This is a genomic window from Flavobacterium sp. UW10123, from assembly GCF_040538975.1.
GTDB lineage: Bacteria > Bacteroidota > Bacteroidia > Flavobacteriales > Flavobacteriaceae > Flavobacterium.
The window spans coordinates 142642-165566 of the sequence record NZ_JBEWQE010000006.1 but is presented as its reverse complement, the minus strand read 5'-3'; the positions used below and the strand labels follow the sequence as shown (position 1 = coordinate 165566).

Genomic DNA, 22925 nt, shown 5'->3' with positions numbered 1-22925 from the left:
ATTATGGGAATTATATAACGTTTCTTTTTTATGCTGTAAAGCAAATTCTTTCATTCGTTAGCATCTTTGTAATGTAATACTTTAGGAAGTAATAATGAAAGCAATTCCCCCCTTAAAGACTGCATTTTTTAGAGTCTTTTTCTTAATCGTATTAGTATGCTGCACGACGTCATGCCGAAAAATTAATCCGATTGAAAATACTTTAAAAAATCAAGCTTTTGCAAAAAATGACAGAGAAGAAACTGAAGTCTTCTTTTTTATTTCAGTGGCGAATATTAGCAAGTCAATTATTTCAAAAAGTCAAATTGCACAACAAAAAAGTTCAGATGTAATTGTTCAGGAATTAAGCAAAAGAATAGAAGTTGAAGAAAATCAATTGTTGGAAGCGATAACCAAAATGGCGACATCAAAGCTCATTGTCATTACTGAAATAAACGCCACGCACAAAAGAGACCTGTACAACCTCATTGATGCAAGTAATAACGATTTTAACAATATCTATTTAGATGCCATGACAGAAGCGATCTGTGACCAGATTGAGTTACTCGAAACCATTTCTAGGGAAACAAATGATAAAGAAATTCTCGAGCTCGTTCTCCGCTTTTTGCCACAACAATACAGGCTCTTAAGAGAGACTGAACGAATTAAAAAACAAAATGAATAAACGCCTATTATCTATCTATTAACTAAAATTTTTACTATGAAATTACAAGCCAAATTTTTATGCGCCTTAACACTTTTTTTAACAGCATCATTCGGAATGCTATACGCTCAGGACAATAATGTAAATACCGAGTTCGGTGTAAAAGGAGGATTCAACATGTCTAACCTTTACGGTAGCGGTGACGATGTAGATGACAACAATATTCTATACGGGTTTAATGCTGGGGTTTATGCCACACTTCCTATTTCAGATTTTGTTGCCATACAGCCAGAGCTTTTGTTTACTACAAAAGGTTCAAAATTAGAATACAATAGCGCTTTTGCAAGTGGGGATGCAAAATTTAGACTAAACTATATCGAACTTCCACTTTTGGTGAGAGTTAATGTTACGAAAAACTTTAACATTCATGCCGGTGGTTATGCTTCTTATCTAGTAAGTTCTAAAGTAAGCGGGAACGGTACAGTTGATTTTGATGAAAATATTGACACAGACGATCTAAACAAATTTGACGCAGGTATTTCTGCAGGTGTTGGAGTAGATTTTAACCCAATAAGCGTAGGATTGCGTTACAATTATGGTTTAACAACCGTTGGAAAAGAAAGAACTGTTGCGGGAACTACATACACATTTCCTGATGCAAAAAACAGCAACCTGACATTATACCTTTCTTATAAGTTAAACTAAAGGAGAAATTGATTATTAACCGCTAAAATAAAAACCATGTCAAACTTATTATATACCATAGCAGTGATTCTGGTGATACTTTGGGCTTTAGGGTTCTTTGTTTACAGTTTTGGAAGCATTATCCATATTCTGTTGGTAATTGCCATTATTGCCGTATTGCTTCGACTTATTAAAGGGCGAGAAGTTTAAAAATCACAATTTATTAAATCAACAAATTATTAAATATTAATCCATTTAAAATTTATTATTATGAAAACTAGCACAACAATTTTAGGAATTTTAGGAGCCGCAGCGGCGGGAGCAGCAATAGGTGTTTTATTTGCACCAGACAAAGGGTCAAACACAAGAAAAAAAATCAAAGATAAATCAAAAGATTACGGAGATAACTTGAAAACAAAATTTGATGGCATCGTAAGCACAATCACTTCAAACGGTAAAGAAATTATCGAAGAAGGAAAATCTAAACTTAACCAAGTTAAAGAAGATTACAACACGCTAAAAGATGATGTTAAAACAGTAAAATCAAACTATTAATAGCAACTATTAATTAGTGAAATTTTCAAACCATAAAACCCTATATCATGGAACCAAATGCAACAACAAACGAGAATTTAAATCTTTATGAGAAAGCAGAAAACTATGCTAAAACAAGTTTAGAATTACTAAAACTAAAAACAGTATGTTCTGTTGCCGATGGTGCATCATCATTGGCATCTAAGATAGCGATTGGTATTGTTGTTGCATTTTTCACTTTGTTCCTGAACATCGGGATAAGTTTATGGATTGGTAAAGAACTTGGAGAGTATTACTATGGCTTTTTTATCATGGCGCTATTCTATCTTATTTTAGTGATTGTGGTGGTAAAATCACATCATAGATTGATAAAAACTCCAATTGGAAATACAATCATCTCCAGTATTCTAAAAGAAACAAAAAACTGATTTAATTCATTAATAAACATAAAAGACTATGGAAGCCATTTACAATATTGATCAGTTAAATCAAAAAATTGAGGAATTAGAAGTTCGCCAGGATACAGAATGGTGCGCGATAAAAGATCATATCGACGAAATTAAAGACAATTTAAAGCCGATAAACCTGATCCGCAACACGGTTGAAGAAATCAACGAAACTGTTGGTTTTAAAAGCCATATCGCTCAATCGGCAATTAGTATCGGAATTGGCTACTTAGCCAAAAGATTTATTGTCGGAAAAGGCGATTCGATGTTCAAAGGAATCCTTGGTTCTATCGTTCAGCTTATTGTAACCAATCTGGTTTCTAAACCTCATCATGACGACTCTTCTGAAGATGAAGAAGAATCATCAACATACGATCCATTTAGAGAGTAATTTGTCTAACTTAATTTAATTATTATGGAAAAGCTTAGCGAAATAGTAATAAAAAATGGTGTATACGTTTACTCGAATCTATATAAATGTTTTGAATATACGAGAGTATTTTTAGGGGTATAGCCTTTTTTAAGGTACAAAGTTACAAAGGCTCAGAGGTGCAAAGTTTAAATACTTTGTATTTCTGAGCCTTTTCTTTTAGCTTTATATCTGTGCAAAAGACACAAAGTTATAAAGACTCTCAGTCCCTTTTTTAAACCTTTGAACCTTTGCAACTCTGAACCTTTGCCCCTTTTTTATCGATAATCCTGATAAATCGGCAATTTCAGACCAGCGTAAATGTTACACGCTTTTGAATTGTTGGAGAAAAGACTCGAAAAAAGAGTTCCAGAACCAATAAATATTGGGCCTGCTCTAAAGCCTGCTCCTATTGCGGTTCCGCTGTACTGCATGTACGTGACAGGAACGTAGAAACTGAATTGCCTAGTTTCGAATCTTGGCGTAAAAGTGACTGAATTGGCAATTGCAGTTCCGTTTACTTTTTTGGCGTCTACAAGGCTGAAATCACCGCTTAGATTTAAGTAAAATCTCTGGTCGATATTCCAGTCAAAATTGGTGTGCAGAGCCGTTGGAAGATTTGCCTTTACTCCTTTTTTAGAAGATATTTTGGTGTAGTTAGCATCGAAAAACTCAAAAATATCGTCGGCATCATCAATATCTGCCTGAGTAACACTTCCTGTTATGTTGTATGTGTTTTCTACAAGGTTTTTATAATTTAATTTTCCGATATCGGTTACAGAAGCTGCCGCTTTAAACTTATAGCGGTTTCCGGCACAAGTATGGCAATTGGTGCGATATTCGTAGGTAAAACCTAAATCGATGCCTAAACCAGCCGAAGCAGCATCAAACTTTGCATCGTCTCCGTTTGCATAATCGTAGCTTGCCGCCGTTCTTACAGTTCCCGAAGATAAATATTGGCTCATCGCAGGATCTGCATTATTTTTATTGAAAGCTACACTTAAATCCGTTCCGTTAATGTAGCCGTTTACTCCAGCCATTAAGTATTTAAAGGTAATTCCGCCCTTTACAAAATGATCATCGCGATCCAACAGAATCGTTGCATAACTCGCCCCAATTTCCGCCCAAGAATTGGTAACCCCATTCGGATTCCCGCCTGTGATTAAAAAACTATTTGAAGCATCGACATCTTTATTCACCTCATCAATAAGCTGTCCATTTATGCCAACGAGATTCGAAACGCTTCGTACACGTGTAAAAAGCGCCACGCTATGCAGAGGCGTAATATTCATCATAAAAGAAGGACCGAGAATATCGACATTAAAATTTCCTCTATTGTTCGATTTTAAATTTTTACTAGCATCGGTTGCCAAATCATAATCGCCATCTAATGCATCTAGAATATTGATTCCGTACAAATCATTTTGTCCCGTTCCGCTTGCTGAGAAAAGCGTAACATCTGCACGATACTTAGAATCGACAATATTTGACGGATTAAATAAAGTACTCTGAATTCCGGCAAAATTATCATCCCTGAATCCGAAATACGATTGCGACCGCGCATAAAAAAAGCTTCCAAAGAAGCAAAATAAGAGTAAAGTTTTCTTCATAAATTAATGTTAGTTGGTTGATTGGTATGCAAATATGAGGTAAAAAAATTGAAAAAAATAGATTTTTTTTGAAGGGGCTAAGATACTAAGGTTCTGAGGTTCTAAGTTTTACAATCGGTCTTATAAATCTTACTTCGTAAGATTCTGATGTAGTATTGCACCTTATTTTTTTAGGTTCTAAAATGCTTTAACCAAATATATCCCGTGGTTTCAACCACGGGATTTTTGAAATAGCAAAATAACGAAATCTCACAAAAACCTCAACACATTGCGTTCCAGCGGTTGAAACCGCTGGCTATGTTTTTTTTTGAGATGCTAAGGTACTACGTTGCTAAGATTCTAAGCTTCTTCCAATCTTCCATATTTCTTTACACAAAAAAAGCCGAACAAAGTTCGGCTTAAATATATTTTATGTTCAAAGAAGAAGACTTAGAACCTTAGTATCTCAGAATCTTAGCAACTCCGAAAAATATGTTCAAAGAAAAAAAACCTCTGAACCTTTGAACCTATGTCCCTTTGAACCTGTGTACTTTAGTACACCTCAGAAGCTTCCTTCAATTTCTCCATGTTGTTAACCAACTGAAGCTCAGAAACGATTTTCTGAATATCACCATTCATGATATTTCCTAAATCGTAAAGCGTTAAACCAATACGGTGATCGGTTACACGACCTTGCGCATAGTTGTACGTACGAATTTTTGCCGAACGGTCTCCAGAACTTACCTGAGAACTACGTTTTTTAGCATCTTCTTCCTGCTTTTTGGCCAATTCCATTTCGTACAGACGAGAACGTAATACCATCAAAGCTTTATCTTTATTCTTATGTTGCGATTTCTCATCCTGACATTGTGCTACCAATCCTGTTGGAATGTGCGTTAAACGTACAGCCGATTTCGTAGTATTTACCGACTGTCCTCCAGGTCCAGACGAACAGAAGAAATCTACACGAACATCGTTCATATCTACCTGAACATCAAACTCCTCAGCTTCTGGCAAAACCATAACCGTTGCAGCCGATGTATGCACACGTCCTTGAGTTTCTGTCTGCGGAACACGCTGTACACGGTGAACACCCGCTTCAAACTTCAAAGTTCCGTATACATCTTCTCCAGTAACCTCAAAAATAACCTCTTTGAAACCTCCAGAAGTACCCTCGTTCATATCTACTACAGATGATCTCCATCCCATAGATTCGCAATATTTCGTGTACATTCTAAACAAGTCACCAGCAAAAATACTCGCTTCGTCCCCACCCGTACCGGCGCGGATCTCCACCATAACGTTTTTCGCGTCTTCAGGATCTTTAGGAATAAGCATAAATTTGATTTCCTCCTCCAATTCTGGCAGACGTTCTTTTGCTTCATCCAATTGCATTTTGGCCATTTCCACCATTTCAGCATCACTTCCGTCAGCAATAATTTCGTTTGCTTCGTCGATGTTTGCCAAAATTATGATGTACTCTTCTCTCTTTTCAACCAGCGCTTTTATCCCTTTATATTCTTGGTTAAGCTGCTTATAACGTTTTTGATCAGAAATAACATCCGGCTGAATAATCAAATCCGAAATCTCATCGAAACGCTGCTTTACATATTGAAGTCTATCTAACATTTTCTAATTCCTTTTATTGGACGGCAAAATTACAAAATTTTTATCGAAAATTCTAGTGTTCATTTTTTGGGGAATTTAAGTTGAATATTTAGTGGAATTGTAATGATTTTTAGGAGCTAATTCCTGCTATCCGCTATATCTTTTTAGGCAGAAAGTTTAAGGTTTAACAAGATCTTTTTCGTTTGCCTAAAAAGGATGCCGCTTCTATCAGGGCTAGGGCTTTAGTTTTCATAATTACGTTTACGGTTTTCCGTAATGTATTTAGATTTTAAGTCCTTAGTTTTGAAAACCATACTCAACTAACAACCATAATTTTTAAAAATGAAAAAGCTATTCACCACATTCTTGCTCCTTTTTATAATCACCCAAAATTATTCTCAACCTAAGAATTCTGAAGCCCGCCAATTTATTGAAAATGCAGAAATCACTCAAATAAATAAAGATTGGAATGTAAAAGCAGAATTTAAGTCTGGACTTGATGAGATAGTTTCTTTTTTTCCAATTGAAGTAATTGATTTAAAATCTAATAGAAAAATAAAATCATTACAAGTGGATATGACTCTAAAATACCAAGGAAATAATGATTTCAAATCTTCATGGATCGACTTAAATGAAGTCGACGAATTTATATTATTTATCGAACAATATGTCATTCCAAATCTAAAAGATAAGGCCGAAAAAAATCAATCAACAACATACATTTTTAATTCAAAAGAAATAATGTTTCGTTTTAACATTGAAAAAACTTCTAGAAGAATATCAATTTATCTTAAAGACAATGGTGTTACAGATTATGAACATTATTTCTGGACAGAAACGCAAGTAGCTAAAATTCCAGACTTGCTTAAGATGTTGAAACAAATTAAATAATTTTAAAAAAGCTTATGAAATATTTCCTATTCATAATCCCGATCACGCGGATTTGCAATCCGTGCCCGTAACAGTAAGACACAATACAAATAATTTTAAAAAGTCAATCTTTGTGGCCACGGATTACAAATCCGCGCTATCGGGCGAACGGGTGAAATGAGGAATATTTTTAAAATGGAATTAGAAAATATTTTATCAAAAACAAAAAGCTTAAAAATGTAATCATTTCTAAACTATTCATAAATGCGATCTAAAAATATTTTCGGACATTATGATTGCATTAACAACAATAAGAGTAATTAACCTAAAAGACAATTCTAAAAACAAAACAAATAGCGCATGAAACAAAAAATAGCAAGTTGGATCTTAAAACATATTATACTGCCACTTTTCAAAGTAATACTCGTAGAATTTGCTAAATCTATTATGAAATTTCTTATTGATATGTTTAAACAAAATATGAGTAAGTGGAAAGCAAAAGAAGAGAATAAGGCTTCAACAGAGCAGGAAAAGGAAATCATTCGTAAAAAATGGGATGAACGTATGGATGATTTAGAGAAAATGAAATCGCAAGTTGATGCAAACGTTGATAAAATAGTGGATGAAGCCCTCAATAATTCGAAAGATCAGATTGAGGAAATTAAAAAAAATACCGATGAACCAAAAATTTTAATAAATTAAATTTTTGAAAAAATGTAATAATTCCCTGCCCTCCAAAGAGTCCTTATAGAAACCGATAGCGCGGATTGCAATCCGCGCTATCGGTTTTTTTCATTTTAAAATAAATATTTTCTTAGCAATTTTCCTTACGGAAACCCGTAAGAAAATTGTTTATAAGTTTTTTCTTGGTTTTACTTTATTTTATTATTTGTTACTGTATTTTCGCACAGAAAAACAAACAGCATTAACATGATTAAATTTACAAAACTTGTTAAAAGCGTATCGCTATTAGCTTTAATGCTCCTAATGACGAATTGTGTACCAAATGAAGCCGAAAAGAGCTCAAATGTTCAGCTGTCAGCTGAAACTAAAAATTGGTATGATAATCACAAACAGGATTATGATGCTGTGATTTTAAAATATATTAAAAATCTGCAATGGGAAAATGCTATAGTTTCCAATGGTAAAGATGGTAAAGTAATTGAAGTGCCTTTTACACTAGATGATAATCTGAAAACTTCAAATGGAACTGCGACTTTGCGCAATGATAGTCACCGATTAGTTTTTGTTAAAGACGGACAACAAAATTTTAAAACATATTACATTCAAATTTTCGCTGGCGATGAAAATTCTAGTAATATAGATAAAATTTCGACTTATTATGGTGTGTCAAATAACTTTAGCGGTAAGATTTTTAAGCAAGACTTAAAAGAAAATATTGTTGCGTCAGTACAATATAAAAATGGTAAAGACGTTCAGCTAGGGGCGACCTCTAAAATGCGTGAAGAAAATTTAGATTGCACCTTTTTTGGATATTGGAATGGTGACGGAAGTTTTACGCCTATTAGATTACTGTATTGCGATGGTGGAGGTGGTGAAGACCCAACAATTGGAGGAGGTGTAACTACAGGAGGAGGAGGTGGAGCAAACACAACTCTGTCAGCAGTAAAAATCATAAATAATCTTACTGGAAAAGCAAAGTGCCTTAATGATTTATTAAATAGAAATGGTAATTCTTTTGTTCAAAATCTATTTTCAAAGTTTGAAGGCACGTCAAAATTTGATATTTCCATTTCCTCTGTTAATGCTTTACCTAAAACTGTAGATGGCGTTGTAACATATCTTAATGGAAGGGCATTAAAGCCAAAAGGTAAGTTGATAGAAATTGAAATTAGTACTACTGAGGCAAATAAAAGAGCTCCGCTTGAAGTTGCGAGAATTATATTGCATGAATATATACACGCAGATATTTATAGGAAACTTGGCACAGTACTTGGTACTGATAAAGAGAGTTTAGATTTTAAAACGACATATGAAAAGTACGAAGGCGAGCATCACAGTACAATGGCGATATTGTATGTTAATAGTATGAAAGAAGCTTTGAAACAATTTCATCAGAGTCTTTTTCCTAATGATATTAGTGCTTATACTGCATTTTATAATGAAGCACCAAGTGATGCCTTTTACGAGGCTCTTGCATGGGGAGGCTTGAGAGACAGTAAAGTAAAAGCCTGGAATGAATTACCAGCTGCACAAAAAGCATCTATAGAGGCTCTTGCTAGTAGAGTGGAGAAATTCTCCAAAACAAGTCCGTGTGGTAATTAATAATAAAAATAAAGGATATGAAAGTTGTTTTATTTATTGTTTTGTCATTATTTACTTGGTTTGTAGAAGCTCAGGAAAAAGTAAAAGACACGCTTTTTTTTGCTTATGATAGTAATTATATTACTATTTATCCTGAAACTCCAAACTATTATTATATAAAAGATGGGAGTGGTGCTCGTATTGGAGGCTTTTACTTTACTGAAGTTCAAAAGATAAAGAATTACAAGACTAAAAAAAGAGAAATTGGTCTTAAAGAATTTATTAGGTCATCTAAATTCTATGACGAAAATAGAAGATTAAAATTAAGAGATTATGAACTTTCTGATTACCTCGAAGATTACGTTATTTTTTTAGTCAAAACTGAAGATGGCAAAAAAAAATATATACAAGTTGAAGCAAGTTTTGAAATTGAATAAGAAAATGAAGAATAAATTTTTAGTGTCCTTAACAGTTGGCATCTCGCTTTTTGTTTTTTTACTTCCCCTGCTAGCATGAGCATCCCACTCGTGAACGCAATCTAAATCAATTTAAAAACTACACACACAATTGACATCCGCGCTAGCAGACTGATTTAACCCAATCAAAAAAAGATAAAATTATACAACTTTCATCAAGAGTAAAAAACTTTAGTAAAGACGTACCGCTCTCCACGATGTCTTCAACTGAAAAGCTACGCAAATGTCTCTGACTTTGCGTTTTTTTATTTCTTTTAAATCCCAAAAACACTCAAAAGTCTCCCTACTTTCTATTGATTGTTCTAAAAAGCAATTAATGTAAAACATAACGAATATAAAATCAATCCCGAAAGCTTTCGGGATTGAGCAGCACGGAAAAAAAATCAAACTAGCATTCTAAGGAAACTTTACACAAATCATCCAACAACTCCATTTCATCTTCTGGCAATAACTGCAAGGCAATTTCTAGCAAAGTCATTACATTGACATTATTGTCTTTTGTAAAACTCGACAAACCGTTTGCATCAGGATTAAGCAAAATAATACTTGCTTTTAGCAAATCTGAAACCATTAGATTTAATTCGTTATAAGAAGATACTTTTAGCGGTATTGTATACGAGTTAATTTCTTTTGGTACTGGTTTTAGTTTGCTGAAATAGCTTCCTTTATTTATTAATTCTAACAATTCTTCGGCTCTTTCTTTATTTTGCATTTCTATTTTCATATAAGATTTGTTTTACAATTTCAAGCAAATATATAAAAAATCAGTAACATACACCCCCTTTCTTACATTCACTTAAAAACAATCGATTACTTGTAATTTCATTTCTATGAAAAGAGAAAGAAAAAGTGAAATTCCAGAAGTTGTAAAAGATCTCGGAATCAAGATTAAAGATATAATTGAAGAAAATAAATTCAAGCGACGAGAGGTTGCTCATGATGCAGAAATGGATGTTGAAAGTCTAAGAAAATATATAAAAGGCTCGCAAGAAATGAAAGTAAGCACTTTGTTTAAGATTGCACAAGCTTTAAAAATTCATCCAAGTGAATTGATTAAGGATTTGTAAAAAAGACATTTCATCGAAAACATATGAGTTTAGAAAAGAAAATTCGGAATATAAAAAAAATCATTAATGACAACGCAGACATCGATGGTGATTTTTGGCACTACGAAGGTGATGAGTTAATCTATCAAATTCTTGATACTTTTAATGAAAACGAATGGCGGGTCTTTATCCAAGAATTAAATAATTTTACGGACGATGAAAGATCTCAATTCTGTAACACAATATTAAATTATGATACTAATAGAATTGTAAAAATTGTTGACACTTACGAGATTTTCTTTACTCAATATTTATTATTACCACTTGAAGATGCATATTGGATTCTGCAAGATATTATGTATGTAGAAAACATACGTGAACCAAATCTTGACTTACTCAAAAAATTACGTCAAAAAATTCAAACGCTAAGAAATTGTGATATTTCACATTGGGAAGAAGATACTTTTTTGTGGGCGGAAAATATAATTGACAAAGTTATTGAGAAGTATCATTCTTAGTTTCTCTGTTAGCGCGGATTTGCAACCGTGCCCGCAACAGTAAGACACAATACAAATAATTTAAAAAGCCAATCTTTGTGGGCACGGATTGCAAATCCGCGCTATCGGATACGAATATCATTAGAAAATAGAAACTTGCCAATGAACTTTAACAACAAATACTGGGGACTACAGGTTGTATTTGTAATACTTGTAATCTTCTTCATGTTTTACAATCCCATAATCTGCATTTTAATAATTGGAATAGCTTTGCTTTTGTTCGCGTTTTGTGCAATTTGGTTTGTCAACAACCTTAATAAAAATGGAATAGAAAGTACTGGAAAAATTGTATCTTACGAGTCTGATGATGAAGGCTATAAAACACCCGTAATTGAATTCACTATAGCAGAAGGAAAAACTTTTTTGGGAAAGCCTTATATACATGGATCATCAGACTTAGATAAATTCAGGACTTATAACCGAAATATAAATAAAGCAGTAAAAATAATCTACAATCCAAAAAGTCCTGAAAAATTTATGCTTAAAGGCAGTACAAATGGTTTTGTGATATTCTTTCTTATAATTGTTGGTTTAGTTTTTATTTATTTTTCTGTTATAAATCTGATGGACCATAATGCCGTATTCTGAAAACAACATTTCATTAAAATTTAGTTTGAACAATTAAAAAATTAAAAATGAAAAACTTCGATTGGACTTCTTTCACCAAAAAAATAGCCGTTAAAGCTCCGCTCAGCGACATTTACAACGCTTGGACAATTGCGAACGAACTGGAAAAATGGTTTCTCGAAAAAGTATCTTTTTTTGATTCCAACGAAGAACCAATCAGCAAAGAACAAAATGTTTCGGGAGGAAATACTTATGAATGGCTTTGGTATTTGTATGATGATGCTATGAAAGGAAAAATCATTTCTGCCAACGGAAAAGACCAATTGCAGTTTACGTTTGAAGGAACGTGTCTGGTAGATATAAAACTGAGTGAAGAAAACGGTTATACAATTGTAGAACTTCGCCATCATAACATTCCGACAGATGATAATTCGAAACAATACATCAGACTAGGCTGTTCCAACGGATGGCATTTTTATTTGACCAATCTGAAATCGGTTTACGAAGGCGGACTAGATTTACGCAATAAAGATGAGAATCTGAATCCGATGATTAATAATTAACTAGATCGCTTAAAATGGATCTTGAACAGATAATAGCGGGTCGTATTATTCTGGAGTTTTTAGGAGCTTCAGCGAGATTTCTTGGTTACAATTTATGGACTCTTTCCAATGACAATGATTTCAGAACATTTTCAAGTTTCTGGTCACCAAGTGGCAGTAACCAGAAAAAAGATGATAACAGCAATCGAAATCATATGGTTGGAGTTCTTTGTTTAGGAGCTTTTGTAATGCTGCTGATTATTTTTAATACCTAATTCATCACGCCACAACACATTCCATATTTTTTTCTTCCATAATCTGCATATCAATTATTTTTTGAGCAACAGTTCCTCTTTCAAACAAACGAATGAATTTGAAAACGGCGCTCACAAAATATCCCGGATTCGAAACCAATCGGGCGATTTCAGTTATTCTCTGGTCTCTTAATTGCGTGCAGGCTTCTCTTTCGTTTTCGGGAACTGCTACAAATTCGTTGGCAAATTTCCATGCACCGTTTCTCGCCGTTTCCATACTGAAATCTATAAAAAAGTTGTCTACTTTACCTGTAAATTTTAATATCCATGTAAGCGTTGGCCAAATTTTGATTAAGCATTTTTCGACACCGCCAACGAGATTGCTCAAAATGAAGTTTATTTTATCAAAATCGGCTTTTAAATCTTCGATATCTTCAACTGTAGAGACTTCTGCCGAGGCAATTCCTAAATCGAGATTAATATGAGCGTTAATTCCGAGAAGCAAATGCTGTAGAACTATTGGCCAGAACTTTTCGGCTTGTTCAAAAGCAAATGCCCAGCATTCAGACGGTTTTTCTTTGGCTTGATATTGATAATACGCTTTCAAATATCGATTGGCAAAAATAACATCGAGTTTTTCCATTCGCTCTCCGTTCTGAAAAGAACCAGCCAAAATGCCTTCCTTTACTCTTACCGTAACTTCGCGATACAGAATGGCAAACAAACCTAAATTGCTCTGGTCTATTTTTGATTTTTCTATTATTTGATCTAACAACAGAATTACTTCGTCTATGGTTTCAGCTTGTTTCATACTCATTTATAATTGGTTATGATTAAATTGAGAAGAACGAATTTAATTATTTTAAGCTTTCAATGAACGATTTTGAAGCAATTCTCTTATTATTTCCTCTCCATTATTTCATCAAAAAAATCCCAAAAGAAAACTCTTCTGGGATTGTTACTGACTTTAAAACGAAAACGAACAATATTATATTACTCTTCTACTTTTAGAATTTCTAACTTAAGATTTCCTTTTTTAGCAGGCCATTCTATAATATCGCCTTCTTTATAGCCCACCATTGCAATTCCTTCATCTGAAAGAACTGAAATTTTATTTTTACTGACTTTTGCTTTTTCTGGACCAACTAAAAGAATTGTTTTTTCTTCGTTACTGATATGGTCTTTGTAAGTCACTTTTCGATCTATTGAAACTACATCTTCAGGGAGGTTCTTTCGCAATACTTGTGTAGCATGTTTTAGCTGGCCTAATAAAAGTTCTTCTTCCTGAGCGGTTACTTTTTTTCTTCTTACGTGATCTTTAATTAAATCGTATGTTCCTGTAGTTAAAATTATATGTTGTGACATGACTTTCTTGTGTGTTTCATTTTTTCCAAGATATGACTCAACTCTACAATGAACAGCACGCAAAACGGCATATTCAACGATATCATATCCTGAATAAATGAGATTAAATAATAAAAATTAAAATGGTAAAATATCCCCTGCCTAGAGTTGTGACAGGGCAAAAGGAATAAACTCTTTTGAGCTTTTCAAGAAAGTATCGTCATGCAAATACAGCAGTGTGCACATTAAGCACATCAGACAGCTGTTTATTAAATAAAAATTTGCAGTGATCATTATAATATTAATTGTAATCTGTTAGCAAGATACGCTTATTTTATGACAATAAAAAAATATAAATTTACCAATACGGTTTTACGTAAGGATTTTGATTTTAAACCGTTTATTTTTGAAAAACTATTAAAACTACCCGAAAAATAAAACCAATGAAACTAATACTAACTGCTTTACTTTTAATTTTAAAATTAAATTTGTTTGCACAATCCAATCAGTTTTCGGGAGATTACACCCGTTCTCTTTCTAGCGAAAATCATAAACTTGAATACAAACTGACTTTAAATCAAAATGGAACATTTGAGTTTCATTCGTACTCCAATATACAAGGCGGAACTCCGCAAGAAGTCAATAAATATGGAAAAGGGAAATGGAGCGCAAAAGATAATCTGATTACTTTTTCTTCAGATAAAAAAACAGATTTAGACGAAAAATATACTTTAGATTTTAGCAATTCTACAGCAAGATTTGTCACAAAAAATCCGAGGGATAAAAGTGATAAAATAGTCAAAACTAAACTTCAATTTTTAGAATCGGAAATCAACTCCATGCGAAGAATTGATATTTTTAAATCCTAAGCATTTAGACTGTTATCGAAAGTATTCCTATCCATGAAAAAGATTGTTTTTGCAATTATTGCCTCTATTACATTAACTTCTTGTTTTGGTTTTTACGATTATGAAGTCGAGACAATTATAGACGATTACGAAGTTCTCTGGATTGATACATACGAATCAAGATCTTTAAAAAAAGGAGAAACCTTAATTCCTGCTTTCGTTTTTGCCACAGGGTATAATTCGAAATATATTTATTCAAAACAGCACCCACTTTCAGAGAATTCCAAAGAGAAAATAAATTCGAAAATAACGCACTACTATATTATTGAAAGAACAAAAAGCATTTTTCAAGACAAACCCGTCTTTGGACCTTTCAATAAAACTGAATTTGAAAAAAAATGCCAAGAGCTTTCCATCAAAAAACCAGAATTTAATCTAACTTTTTCAACTGAGTTTTAATCGCTCTTGAAGTTCGTTCTTAATTTGCATGCCTTCGACTCCACTCAGGGAGACATACAATGAAGATAAAAGTCAAGTAAAAACCTTTGTCCCTTTGTAACTATGAACCTTTGCCCCTTTCCCATAAAATCCCTATTTTCGCTCTTTCAATAAGAAAAGGAAAAAATGAAGGTCTGTATTGCTGAAAAACCAAGTGTAGCACGTGAAATCGCATCTGTTTTAGGTGCTAATACCAAACATGATGGCTATTATGAAGGCAATGGCTACGCTGTGACCTACACTTTTGGGCATTTATGTACCTTAAAAGAACCTAACGATTATAAACCGCACTGGAAAAGCTGGGATTTGAACAATCTGCCAATGCTTCCTGAAAAATTTGAAACCAAAGTGGTTCAGAACTCGGGAATTCAGAAACAATTTAAAATTATAAAAAGCCTTTTTGAAAAAGCCGAAGTGGTTATCAACTGCGGGGATGCTGGACAAGAAGGAGAACTCATTCAGCGTTGGGTGATGAATGAAGCGCATTATAAAGGTGAAATTCAGCGTTTATGGATTTCATCTCTTACTACAGAAGCTATTAAAGAAGGTTTCGAAAATTTAAAACCCTCTTCTAATTACGATAATTTATTCTACGCTGGATTTTCTAGAGCCATTGGAGATTGGCTTTTAGGAATGAATGCAACGCGCTTGTACACCGTAAAACATGGCGGCTACAAACAGGTTTTGTCCATAGGGCGCGTGCAGACACCAACGCTGGCAATGGTTGTAGATCGTTTTAGAGAAATCGAAAACTTTAAACCTCAACCATATTGGGAATTGCAGACTTTGTATAGAGAAACGCTTTTTAGCTATGAAGAAGGACGTTTTCTAAAGAAAGAAGACGGAGAAATTATAGCAGCGAAAGTTAAAGAAAGTGATTTCGAAATTGTTTCTGTAGATAAAAAGAACGGAAACGAATACGCTCCAAAGCTTTTTGATTTAACAGGTTTACAGGTTTATTGCAACCAGAAATTTGGGTTTTCGGCAGAAGAAACGTTGAAGATTGCACAGACTTTATACGAACAAAAAGTAATCACGTATCCCAGAGTTGACACGACTTTTTTACCTGGGGATATTTATCCGAAAGTGCCGGGGATTTTGCAGAAATTGACTAATTATGCAGAATTGACTCAGCCTCTTTTAGGAAAAAAAATCAAGAAATCGCCAAAGGTTTTCAACGATAAAAAAGTAACCGATCACCACGCGATTATTCCAACGGGAGTTCAGAACAATCTGCCGTTTAATCAGCAGCAGGTTTATGATATTATTACAAGACGTTTTATTGCCGTTTTTTATGATGATTGTTTGGTTGCCAACACAACCGTAATCGGAAAAGCTGCTGATGTGACTTTTAAAGCAACAGGAAAAGAAATCTTGAAAAAAGGTTTTCGTGTTGTTTTTGAAGATCCGAATGCGAAAGAAAAAGAACCCGATTTATTGCCAAGTTTTACTGTGGGCGAAAAAGGTCCGCATGAACCTTCTTTCCTTCAAAAAGAAACCAAACCGCCCAATCAGTTTACGGAAGCGACTTTACTGCGTGCCATGGAAACTGCAGGAAAACAGGTTGACGATGAAGATTTGCGAGAACTAATGAAAGAAAACGGAATCGGACGTCCGTCAACGCGTGCGAATATTATAGAAACGCTTTTTAAACGCCAATATATTGTCCGAAACAAAAAACAGGTTTTACCGACTTTAACCGGAATTCAGTTGATTGATACGATTCAGAACGAATTGGTAAAATCGGCCGAACTTACAGGAACATGGGAAAAACAATTGAAAGATATTGAAAAAGGAACTTTCACCGCTGCAGCATTCATTAGAAACATGAAACGTATGGTGGAAGCTTTGGTTTATGAAGTTCGAAGCGAAACCAAACACGCCAATATTTCACATGCTGCAACGATTCAGAAACCAGTTGTAAAAGCAGAAAAAGAGAAAAAGAAAGCTTCTGGAATTTCCGCAGAAACTTGTCCGAAATGTCAAAAGGGAAATATACTAAAAGGAAAATCGGCTTTTGGATGCAGCGAATATAAATCAGGCTGTGATTTTGTATTGCCTTTTGTTTTTCACGATAAAAAAATTACAGAAAGCCAGTATTTAAGGTTGGTTCAAAAAGGTTCTACAGTAAACATAAAAGGTTTTAAAACCGATTCTGGAATTGTTGAAGGTTTAATTCGTTTTGAGGAAAATTACAAACTAAAATTAGAACCAAAGAAAACAGATAAAAAAGCCGAAGCAAAAGAAAACTCAGATGCTTTGACTTGTCCGAAATGCAAAAAAGGAACGATTCTAAAAGGTAAAACAGCTTACGGCTGTGCTGAATACAAATCGGGCTGCGATTTTAAAGTCACTTTTGATGAAGTTCGAGCAAAATTAAAAGACCAAAAACCAACTAAGGAGTTGGTTTATTCTATTTTGAGTGAAAGCGTTTAAGCTTTTTAGCCACAGATTAAAAGGATTAAAAAGATTTCCTTTGCCACTAATTGCACAAATTTCCGCGAATTTATTTCACGCAGATTTCGCAGATCTGTGCAGATCTAATTTGATTTATTATTGAATAAAATCTGCGTAATCTGCTTAAATCTTTTTTAAATCTGCGTGAAATAAAATCCTTTTAATCCTTTTAATCTGTGGCTAAAAAACAATTTTAATCTTAAAAAAAATTCGTGGCAATTCGTGCAATTCGTGGCAAACTAACAATACTATAATTTCGTGAATTCGTGGCAAACATTTTTTTCATACATTAGTACTATCAAAAACCTATAAATATGTTTCAGAAAATTACTCTTTTAGCACTTTTATTAGCCGCAGTTTCCTGCCAGAAAAAAGAAACGGTTGAAAAAGATAAAATCAAAAAAGCCGACTGGTTAATCGGGAACTGGGAAAATACGTCTCCAGAAGGAGTTTTATCTGAAAACTGGCAAAAGTTAAACGACAGTACTTTCAGCGCTTCTTCTTATTTCATTAAAGGAAAAGACACTTTGCATTTTGAAACTATCGTCTTGGCTCAGCTAGGCGAAACGCTTACTTACAAAGCTACTGTAAAAGGGCAAAACGATGACAAACCTGTTTTCTTCCCTTCTACTTCTGAGTCAGATAAACAATTGGTTTTCGAAAATCCTAAACACGATTACCCTCAAAAAATTACTTATACTAAAGGTGCAAATAATACTTTAACAGCAGAGATTTCAGGGAATTTGAACGGAAAACCAAGTTCTGAGAAGTTTGTGATGACGAAGAAGTAGATTAATGTCCCAGAAGACAAACTATATTTCATAAAACTACAGAAAAGAAAAATGAAAGGAATATTTTCTTGAAACTAAAGAAATACAAATATCCTTAAATGCAAAGAAATGACCGAAATTGAAATAAAAGAAAAAATTCTAGAAATTTTTAAAGAAGAAAGACAAAAACCAAATGCAAATTTTGAAGAATCTCATTTTCTAGATTTTCTTACATTTCCTCCACACAAAAAAGACAATATAAAAAACTCTTTCAGAGGAGTTAAAAAGTATTATGCTTTTATGAAAAGACTAGAGCTCGAGTTTAGGATTTGCTTTACTCTACCTGATCTTGATAAGATGTATAGTATTGATAAAATTACCAAAAAAGTAATTGAAAGAATTGGCAAAAGGCGTGGTAATATTATGATTATAAAACAACGCATCCAACAAAAAGAAACTTATTATATAGAAATCATTTTTTTAATTTTAATCATCGTTTCCTTGACTTTTTGGGGAATCAATTTATTTTCAGTAATCATATCAATTGCTTTGGGATTTGTTATTTACTGGATACTTAACTCTAAAATAAATAGCATGATACATGATAAGAAATTAAAAGAAAAAATACTGGCTCAAGAAAAAAATACAGTTGACTAGATATTCAAAAATACTTAATTCCTTAGTATCTTTAAATCACTCATTCTCCCCGATCTTATTCACCATAAAAATCATCAGAATACCTAAAAGCGCCATAATAAGAAACGCCCATTTCATACTTAGGTATTCAGAAATAAAACCAACCATTGGCGGAACCAATAAAAATCCTAAATAACCAATTGTTGATATTGAAGTTAGAGCAGAACCACTGCTTAATTTTGAAGATCTTCCGGCAATGCTAAACACTAACGGAACCACGCAAGAAACCCCAAATCCGATTAAAACATAACCAAAAATTGTTGGATAAGCATACGGCAGAATAAAACAAATTCCGAAACCAGTTGTTATTAAGATTCCGCTGTAAAGCAGGATTTTTTTAGTTCCAAATTTCATTACACCATAATCTCCAAAAATACGTCCTAAAGTTACTGCTGAAGCAAAAAACACAAACGCGGCACTGGTTAATTTTGGCGAAGCTTTCAGGATATTTTCGAAATAAATTCCGCTCCAGTCGTACATTGTATTTTCACAAGCCATTGAAACGAAACAGATCATCGCAAATTTTATCAGATTTTTTTCTGGCATAGAGAAGAACTTCTTTTTTACCGCAACAGGTTCGTTGTGAATGCTCATTGGGTAAAAACAAGCCGTCAATGCCAGCATAAAAATACTTACTCCTAATAAGTGATGTGATGGCGCAATTTTCTGTGTTACCATTACATACCCTAATCCCGCTCCCGAAAAAACAGCAATACTCCAAACGGCATGAAAACGGGTAATAATCGATTTTGGATATAATTTCTGCACTTCAAGAGATTGTGCATTTATAGATAAATTGAAAATATTACGAGAAGCTCCAAAAAACAAAAGTATGATGACCAATTGCCAAACAAATGCTGCTAAACCTGGCAAAGACAGCGCAACATTAAACATAACTGCTCCAAGCAACATGATATAACGGCTACTGTATTTATTTAAAAGTTTTCCCGTAAAAGGCATTGTAAGCATTAAACCTATTGGAAAAGCAAATAAAACTGCTCCGAATTCGGCTTCAGAAAGTTTCAATTGGGCTTGTATATGTGGAATTCTTGAAACCCAAGAAGAATAACCAAAACCAGAAAGAAAGAAAAAAACAGTATTGGCAATACGATATCCTCGAGGTGTATTTTGAATCTTTTTAAAGAATGATAAAATCATGAAGTCGTTTTTCAGACTGCAAAATTAAGCCTTTTTAAAGTTTATCTCACTACAAGTTCTAATAAGAATTTTGATTAATAGCTCTAAAATCAACATTTAACAATTTCAATACTAAATGATAAAAAAATAAAATTGTTAAAGTTATTTTAATTTCTACATTTGCATTGTTTTTATTTATTCTAAATAAAATTTATTATAAACCAAATTTAAAATAGTAATGAATTACCTCAGTTTGAAAACTTCGCGTTTTCTATTTTCAATCAGTTTTCTATTTTCGTTTTTATCTGCCTTTGCACAAAACCACGGAAAAATTAAAGGAACAATCACAACATCTGATGGCGATGCTGCTGCTGGTGTAAATATTATCCTTAAAAATACTAAATATGGTACCATTTCTAATGATGTTGGCAATTTTGATTTTAGCAGAGTAAAACCTAGCACTTACATTATACAAGTATCTCTATCGGGCTACGAAACTCTTGAAAAAGAAATAATAGTCGCTGAATATGAAACCATTACCACTAATTTACAATTAAAGGTTTCTAATAAGGAATTGAATGAAGTGGTCGTAAATGGCAAGAAAAGCAATTTATCAAAAAAGACCGATTATGTTGCCAGAATGCCGTTAAAGAACCTGGAAAATCCTCAGGTTTACAATGTTATTCACAAAGAACTACTACAAGAGCAAATTGCGGTAGATATAAGAAGCGCGGTTCAAAATGCTACGGGTGCAATCTCAAAAATATATCCTTCTGGCGGACTTGAAATTAGTTTTAGAGGATTCAGTACAGGTGTAAACGCACGAAACGGTATGGAAACTCTTTCTGGACGAAGCTCAATCTCAATCGATAATGCCGAGCGAATTGAAGTACTGAAAGGCCCTTCTGGAACTTTGTTTGGTTCTTCTGTCTCTTCCTTTGGAGGAGTTGTAAACTTGGTGACCAAAAAGCCTTTTGAAACTAACAAAACTGAGATCTCTTATACGGGAGGAAGCTTCGGACTACAGCGCGTTGCAGTAGATTTTAATATGCCTTTGACTCAGAACAAAAAAGTTTTGTTTAGAATGAATGCTTCGGCAAACACGGAAAATAGTTTCTTAAATTATGGCTTTAATAAAACAGTCTTATTTGCACCAAGCATCATTTATAAAGCGACAGACAGATTAACGCTGAGTTTAGACACAGAGATTTTCAACACCAACAATACTCGTCCTACTTACGGACGTTCTTATGCGGCAGGACTTACCAACCCAACAGATCTAAAAGTAGATTACAGAACGAGCTTATTTGCAGATGATCTTGATGCTAAAACAACTTCACCTAAAATATTTGCTCAGGTAGAATATAAACTTTCTGATAATTGGAAATCTACAACACTATTCTCATTAGTAGACGAACGTGTCGATCATAGTTATCAATATTACACTGCATGGAAATCGCCAACAGAAGTTCAAAGAATGGTATCACGTTTTGGACCAATTCATAACAACTTCACGAATTTTCAAGAAAATATTAATGGTGAATTTTCTACAGGAAGCATCAAACATAAACTCTTAGCCGGTATTAATTACAGATTTACAAAAGGAACATTCAAATATGCTACCACACAAGTATTAGATGTAATTGATGTAACGACAGATTTCGAACCAATTCGAAAAAGCGATGTAGATCCAAAATTGAAAGAAATGCAGTTTGGTGTTCCAAATGAAGAGACTTTCAGTGTTTACGCTTCAGATGTAGTTAGTTTTACAGATCGCTTATCAGCAATGTTGAGTCTTCGTCTAGATAACTTTGTTCAGAAAAAAATCGAAGATACAGAGGGTTACAACCAAACTGCTTTGTCTCCAAAATTAGGTTTGGTGTATGAATTGGTTAAAGAACAGGTTTCTTTATTTGGAAATTATATGAATGGCTTCCAAAATGCTGGTCCAGTAAATCAGCCAGACGGTTCAATTTTAATTTTAAAACCAATTTATGCCAATCAATATGAAGGTGGTGTAAAAATAGAAGCTTTCAATAAAAAATTAAGCACAACACTTAGCTATTACAATATTACAATTGATAATGCTACAAGAACAAACCCTGATGGATATAATATTCAGGATGGAAAACAAGTAAGTAAAGGAATTGATTTTGAATTCATTGCCAATCCAATAAACGGCTTAAACCTAACAGCTGGTTATGCTTATAATGACAATCGTATCGTTAAATCATCTGACGTTTCCATTGAAGGCAATAAAGCCAGTGGTGCACCAGAAAATGTGGTGAATTTTTGGGTTTCCTACAAATTTCAAAACACACTAAAAGATTTAGGTTTTGGTTTTGGAGGAAACTATGTAGACAAACAATATAAATTTGAAGACGAAAGCTTTTACGCTCCTTCCTATTCTATTTGTAGTGCAACTGTATTTTACGACAGACCAGTTTGGAGACTTGGGGTTAAATTCAATAATTTAACTAACACAAAATATTGGGATTCTTACGGAATGGCTCAAACTCCAGCAAACTTCTTAGTAAACCTAACAGTAAGACTTTAGTTTTTTTATTCTGAGTATAAAATATTTTCTTAAACCTCGAATTCTATACAATTATGAAATAGATTTCGAGGTTTTTTTATGTTTTATTTTTAATTATTCTAAATAAGAGTTATGTTTGTAAAAAATAT

At 33.5% G+C, this 22925-nt stretch carries 27 protein-coding genes; 21 read left to right on the top strand and 6 right to left on the bottom strand.

What is annotated here, in order from left to right; all coding sequences use genetic code 11:
• Positions 1 to 94 precede the first annotated feature (94 nt).
• The 6 genes from ABXT06_RS08930 to ABXT06_RS08905 are packed head-to-tail and all read left to right on the top strand — an operon-like array spanning position 95 to position 2698.
• On the top strand, positions 95 to 664 hold the full coding sequence (locus ABXT06_RS08930; RefSeq protein ID WP_354590438.1) for a DUF4142 domain-containing protein: 570 nt from the start codon (positions 95 to 97) through the stop codon (positions 662 to 664).
• A 36-nt stretch (positions 665 to 700) separates the two neighbouring features.
• Positions 701 to 1348, top strand: a complete 648-nt coding sequence (locus ABXT06_RS08925) for a porin family protein (protein WP_354590437.1) — start codon at positions 701 to 703, stop codon at positions 1346 to 1348.
• 36 nt (positions 1349 to 1384) lie between these two features.
• Entirely contained in the window at positions 1385 to 1537 is a 153-nt protein-coding gene (locus ABXT06_RS08920; RefSeq protein ID WP_111365189.1) for a lmo0937 family membrane protein, read from the top strand.
• 60 nt (positions 1538 to 1597) lie between these two features.
• Positions 1598 to 1882 (top strand): YtxH domain-containing protein, encoded by a 285-nt coding sequence (locus tag ABXT06_RS08915; protein ID WP_354590436.1) that lies wholly within the window; start codon positions 1598 to 1600, stop codon positions 1880 to 1882.
• 47 nt (positions 1883 to 1929) lie between these two features.
• A complete protein-coding gene (locus ABXT06_RS08910) occupies positions 1930 to 2289 on the top strand; it encodes a hypothetical protein (RefSeq protein WP_354590435.1) in 360 nt (119 codons plus the stop codon).
• 28 nt (positions 2290 to 2317) lie between these two features.
• Positions 2318 to 2698 (top strand): hypothetical protein, encoded by a 381-nt coding sequence (locus ABXT06_RS08905; RefSeq protein ID WP_354590434.1) that lies wholly within the window; start codon positions 2318 to 2320, stop codon positions 2696 to 2698.
• Between the two features lie 296 nt (positions 2699 to 2994).
• Here the strand turns inward: ABXT06_RS08905 and ABXT06_RS08900 are convergent, their stop codons facing one another.
• The gene (locus ABXT06_RS08900; protein WP_354590433.1) at positions 2995 to 4326 is read right to left on the bottom strand and encodes a DUF5723 family protein; all 1332 of its coding nucleotides are present in this window, start codon (positions 4324 to 4326) and stop codon (positions 2995 to 2997) included.
• A gap of 531 nt (positions 4327 to 4857) precedes the next feature.
• Entirely contained in the window at positions 4858 to 5934 is a 1077-nt protein-coding gene (gene prfA, locus ABXT06_RS08895) for a peptide chain release factor 1 (protein WP_111365195.1), read from the bottom strand.
• A 321-nt stretch (positions 5935 to 6255) separates the two neighbouring features.
• Here prfA and ABXT06_RS08890 point away from each other — a divergent pair, with 321 nt between their 5' ends.
• The 4 genes from ABXT06_RS08890 to ABXT06_RS08875 all read left to right on the top strand — a co-directional run bounded on the left by ABXT06_RS08890 (position 6256) and on the right by ABXT06_RS08875 (position 9485).
• Entirely contained in the window at positions 6256 to 6804 is a 549-nt protein-coding gene (locus ABXT06_RS08890) for a hypothetical protein (protein ID WP_354590432.1), read from the top strand.
• Between the two features lie 339 nt (positions 6805 to 7143).
• Positions 7144 to 7485, top strand: a complete 342-nt coding sequence (locus tag ABXT06_RS08885) for a hypothetical protein (protein WP_354590431.1) — start codon at positions 7144 to 7146, stop codon at positions 7483 to 7485.
• Between the two features lie 285 nt (positions 7486 to 7770).
• Positions 7771 to 9069: a hypothetical protein gene (locus ABXT06_RS08880; protein ID WP_354590430.1), complete on the top strand. Its 1299-nt coding sequence runs from the start codon at positions 7771 to 7773 to the stop codon at positions 9067 to 9069.
• A 17-nt stretch (positions 9070 to 9086) separates the two neighbouring features.
• The gene (locus tag ABXT06_RS08875; RefSeq protein ID WP_354590429.1) at positions 9087 to 9485 is read left to right on the top strand and encodes a hypothetical protein; all 399 of its coding nucleotides are present in this window, start codon (positions 9087 to 9089) and stop codon (positions 9483 to 9485) included.
• Between the two features lie 427 nt (positions 9486 to 9912).
• Here ABXT06_RS08875 and ABXT06_RS08870 read toward each other — a convergent pair whose 3' ends face one another.
• The gene (locus ABXT06_RS08870) at positions 9913 to 10248 is read right to left on the bottom strand and encodes a hypothetical protein (protein ID WP_354590428.1); all 336 of its coding nucleotides are present in this window, start codon (positions 10246 to 10248) and stop codon (positions 9913 to 9915) included.
• 106 nt (positions 10249 to 10354) lie between these two features.
• On the opposite strand from ABXT06_RS08870, the gene ABXT06_RS08865 reads away from it, so the two are divergent.
• The 5 genes from ABXT06_RS08865 (at position 10355) to ABXT06_RS08845 (ending at position 12511) form a co-directional block, all read left to right on the top strand.
• Positions 10355 to 10591: a helix-turn-helix domain-containing protein gene (locus tag ABXT06_RS08865; RefSeq protein WP_250349255.1), complete on the top strand. Its 237-nt coding sequence runs from the start codon at positions 10355 to 10357 to the stop codon at positions 10589 to 10591.
• A gap of 23 nt (positions 10592 to 10614) precedes the next feature.
• Positions 10615 to 11088: a hypothetical protein gene (locus ABXT06_RS08860; RefSeq protein ID WP_354590427.1), complete on the top strand. Its 474-nt coding sequence runs from the start codon at positions 10615 to 10617 to the stop codon at positions 11086 to 11088.
• Positions 11089 to 11229: 141 nt separating this feature from the next.
• Positions 11230 to 11715, top strand: a complete 486-nt coding sequence (locus ABXT06_RS08855) for a DUF3592 domain-containing protein (RefSeq protein ID WP_354590426.1) — start codon at positions 11230 to 11232, stop codon at positions 11713 to 11715.
• Positions 11716 to 11762: 47 nt separating this feature from the next.
• A complete protein-coding gene (locus ABXT06_RS08850) occupies positions 11763 to 12257 on the top strand; it encodes an SRPBCC family protein (RefSeq protein WP_354590425.1) in 495 nt (164 codons plus the stop codon).
• A gap of 14 nt (positions 12258 to 12271) precedes the next feature.
• The gene (locus tag ABXT06_RS08845; protein ID WP_354590424.1) at positions 12272 to 12511 is read left to right on the top strand and encodes a hypothetical protein; all 240 of its coding nucleotides are present in this window, start codon (positions 12272 to 12274) and stop codon (positions 12509 to 12511) included.
• Between the two features lie 4 nt (positions 12512 to 12515).
• Here ABXT06_RS08845 and ABXT06_RS08840 read toward each other — a convergent pair whose 3' ends face one another.
• Both ABXT06_RS08840 and ABXT06_RS08835 read right to left on the bottom strand, forming a co-directional pair.
• The gene (locus ABXT06_RS08840) at positions 12516 to 13307 is read right to left on the bottom strand and encodes a DUF5995 family protein (protein ID WP_354590423.1); all 792 of its coding nucleotides are present in this window, start codon (positions 13305 to 13307) and stop codon (positions 12516 to 12518) included.
• A 176-nt stretch (positions 13308 to 13483) separates the two neighbouring features.
• On the bottom strand, positions 13484 to 13855 hold the full coding sequence (locus ABXT06_RS08835) for a GreA/GreB family elongation factor (RefSeq protein ID WP_354590422.1): 372 nt from the start codon (positions 13853 to 13855) through the stop codon (positions 13484 to 13486).
• Between the two features lie 422 nt (positions 13856 to 14277).
• Here ABXT06_RS08835 and ABXT06_RS08830 point away from each other — a divergent pair, with 422 nt between their 5' ends.
• From ABXT06_RS08830 to ABXT06_RS08810, 5 genes are all read left to right on the top strand, one after another.
• A complete protein-coding gene (locus ABXT06_RS08830; protein ID WP_354590421.1) occupies positions 14278 to 14703 on the top strand; it encodes a copper resistance protein NlpE N-terminal domain-containing protein in 426 nt (141 codons plus the stop codon).
• A 33-nt stretch (positions 14704 to 14736) separates the two neighbouring features.
• A complete protein-coding gene (locus tag ABXT06_RS08825) occupies positions 14737 to 15141 on the top strand; it encodes a DUF3997 domain-containing protein (protein ID WP_354590420.1) in 405 nt (134 codons plus the stop codon).
• A gap of 165 nt (positions 15142 to 15306) precedes the next feature.
• Entirely contained in the window at positions 15307 to 17616 is a 2310-nt protein-coding gene (locus ABXT06_RS08820) for a DNA topoisomerase 3 (RefSeq protein WP_354590419.1), read from the top strand.
• A 335-nt stretch (positions 17617 to 17951) separates the two neighbouring features.
• On the top strand, positions 17952 to 18428 hold the full coding sequence (locus ABXT06_RS08815) for a DUF6265 family protein (RefSeq protein ID WP_354590418.1): 477 nt from the start codon (positions 17952 to 17954) through the stop codon (positions 18426 to 18428).
• 108 nt (positions 18429 to 18536) lie between these two features.
• Positions 18537 to 19064: a hypothetical protein gene (locus ABXT06_RS08810; protein WP_354590417.1), complete on the top strand. Its 528-nt coding sequence runs from the start codon at positions 18537 to 18539 to the stop codon at positions 19062 to 19064.
• Positions 19065 to 19100: 36 nt separating this feature from the next.
• Here the strand turns inward: ABXT06_RS08810 and ABXT06_RS08805 are convergent, their stop codons facing one another.
• Positions 19101 to 20261, bottom strand: a complete 1161-nt coding sequence (locus tag ABXT06_RS08805; RefSeq protein ID WP_354590416.1) for an MFS transporter — start codon at positions 20259 to 20261, stop codon at positions 19101 to 19103.
• A gap of 217 nt (positions 20262 to 20478) precedes the next feature.
• Here ABXT06_RS08805 and ABXT06_RS08800 point away from each other — a divergent pair, with 217 nt between their 5' ends.
• Positions 20479 to 22797, top strand: coding sequence for a TonB-dependent siderophore receptor (locus tag ABXT06_RS08800; RefSeq protein ID WP_354590415.1), 2319 nt, complete (start codon positions 20479 to 20481; stop codon positions 22795 to 22797).
• The last annotated feature ends 128 nt before the right edge of the window (positions 22798 to 22925 follow it).